Annotated in this window: 2 protein-coding genes and 1 pseudogene; all 3 read right to left on the bottom strand. The window is 76.4% G+C overall.

Features of this window, described 5'->3' with window-relative positions; all coding sequences use genetic code 11:
• Positions 1 to 719: AAA family ATPase (locus ABEB16_RS17460; protein WP_345713495.1), on the bottom strand; the 719-nt coding region annotated here is incomplete at its 3' end.
• Positions 720 to 776: 57 nt separating this feature from the next.
• The gene (locus ABEB16_RS17455; protein ID WP_345713496.1) at positions 777 to 1,844 is read right to left on the bottom strand and encodes a magnesium and cobalt transport protein CorA; all 1,068 of its coding nucleotides are present in this window, start codon (positions 1,842 to 1,844) and stop codon (positions 777 to 779) included.
• Positions 1,845 to 2,107: 263 nt separating this feature from the next.
• A pseudogene (locus ABEB16_RS17450) lies at positions 2,108 to 2,302 on the bottom strand (hypothetical protein); the annotation flags it as partial.

The following is a 2,302-nucleotide window of genomic DNA, read 5'->3' as shown; positions in this document are numbered from 1 at the left end:
GCCGCGGTGGTGTCGACCAGCGGGGCCGGTGCCGGCGGCCGCCCGACGAGGCTCCACACACCCTCCGATCGCTGCAGGCTGCCCGCCGCGGTGGCGCTGGCCACCAGCTCGCGCAGGTGCAGCGGGTTGCCGCCGCTGAGCTCGGCGAGCACGCGCCGGGTCCGGGCCGCCAGCGGGCCGCTGAGCAGGTCGGCCGCCACCCGCTCCAGGTCCGCCACGGGCAGCGGGGCCAGCTCCACGCGTTCCACCCACGTCCAGCGCAGGAGCGCGGCGGGGGGCGTCCCGGCGGGGTCGGGGCTGCGCACGGTCGCCAGCACGGGGCAGATGCGCTCCCCGACGAGCTGGTCCAGCAGGGTCGCGGACACGTCGTCGAGCAGGTGGGCGTCGTCGAGGACGAGCAGCGGCTGCACGCCGTCCGGCTGCCGGTTCAGCGCGTCCCGCGCAGCGCGCAGCAGCTCCAGCGGGCCGGTGCGCGGCAGGTGGGAGGGCAGCACCCCGGCGAAGGCGCCCAGCGGGATGGCGCGGCCCGTCGCGCTGGCCAGCGCGGTCACCGGCCGCAGCCGCCGCGAGGCCAGCGCCGTCGCGACCTCCGCCGCCAGCCGGGTCTTGCCGACACCGGCGGGGCCGAGCAGCACGGCCGTCTCCGGCGGGGTGCGCCGCAGCAGCGCCGCGAGGGCGGCGGCCTCCGCCTCCCGGCCCACGAACGCCCCCTGCGGCACCCGGCCATCCTGCTGGCGGTCGGACTCGCGCGGCAAGCGGTCCGACGGCCAGGCGCCTCAGATCCAGTCGCGGCGGCGGAAGACGGCGTGGAGCACCACGCTGACCAGGACCATGAGGCACAGGGCGAACGGGTAGCCGTAGGTCCAGTGCAGCTCGGGGATGTCGTCGAAGTTCATGCCGTACACCGTGCCGACCAGCGTGGGGGCGAACAGGATCGCCGCCCACGCGGAGATCTTCTTCACCTCGTCGTTCTGCGCCATGCTGGCCTCGCTGAGCGCCTTCATCTCCTCGTTCTGCCGCTCGGCGACGAGCGTGGCGTTGACGGTGAGGATGTCGCGCAGCGCGGCCCGCAGCGCGTCGATGCGCTCGTTGACCGACGTGACGTGGTCGGCGACGTCGCGCAGGTGCCGCTGCAGCTCCTCGTCGACCCGGTACTTGGTGAACCCGGCGGTGAGCGAGGCGAGGATCCCCGCCAGCGGGTGGGTGGCGCGCTGCAGGTCGACGACCTCCCGCGACAGCTCGTAGATGCGCCGCGACACCGCCGGGTGCCCGGTGAACACCTCGGTCTCGATCTCGTCGACGTCGTTCTCCAGCCCCGCCAGCACGGGGCCGTAGCCGTCGACGACGCTGTCGAGCACCGCGTAGAGCACCGCCTCGGGTCCGGTGGCGAGCAGCTCCGGCTCGCCCTCCAGCCGGCTGCGCACCGCCGACAGGTTCGGCGCCTCGCTGTGGCGGACCGTGATGACGAAGTCGGGGCCGATGAACAGGTGCAGCTCGCCGAACTCCACCTCCTCGTCGGCGTCGCGGTATCGCGCGGCCCGCAGCACGACGAAGAGGGTGTGGCCGTAGCGCTCCAGCTTGGGGCGCTGGTGGGCCTGGATGGCGTCCTCCACGGCCAGCTCGTGCAGGTCGAACTCGTCGGCCAGCGACTCCAGCTCCCCGGCGTCGGGCCGGTACAGCCCGATCCACGCCATGGCGCCGGGCTGCTCGCGCAGGCTGCGGTACGTCTGCGCCAGGGAGGAGGGCGTCGTGGTGCGCCGGCCGTCGCGGTAGATGCCGGCGTCCACCAGGCTCGTGCGCGGCAGGGGGTGGTTGCCCGGCAGCGCCAGCGCGGCCACGCGCACGGGGGAGCCGGGACCGCGGCGCAGGCGCGGCGGCAGCACGCGGGCGGCGATGGCGTCCAGCGGGCGCGGGGTCTGCTCGGTCACTCGGGGCTCCTCGGACGGCGGGGCGGGAGGCCACCCGGCGGCCGGGTGGTCAGGCGATGTCCTGCCCGGTACTGGGGGGTTCGCTGCGCACGGCTGCCCCTCCTCCCGCGTGGGCCGCGCGCTGCGCGCCGGCCGTCCTCGGCGTGCCCGCTGCGGGGTCGCGCCGTCCGGTGACCAGGTTACGGCAGGGCGCCAGCCGCGCTGGGCCGTCCGGGTGGTCCGTCCGCGGGCGCGGGAGCCGCCCGCCCCCGCCGGCGCCTGGCGAGCAGCCCCAGGCAGAGGGCGACCTGCGCCGCGGTGGCCGCCGTGACGGCCGCCGCGGTGTTCGCCGTCATGGGGGTGGTGGGCCTGCGGGTGGCGGCCCGGCGGCTGGA

Source organism: Kineococcus glutinatus, from assembly GCF_039542765.1.
Classification (GTDB): Bacteria; Actinomycetota; Actinomycetes; order Actinomycetales; family Kineococcaceae; genus Kineococcus_A; species Kineococcus_A glutinatus.
This window is presented reverse-complemented; position numbering and strand designations above follow the sequence as displayed.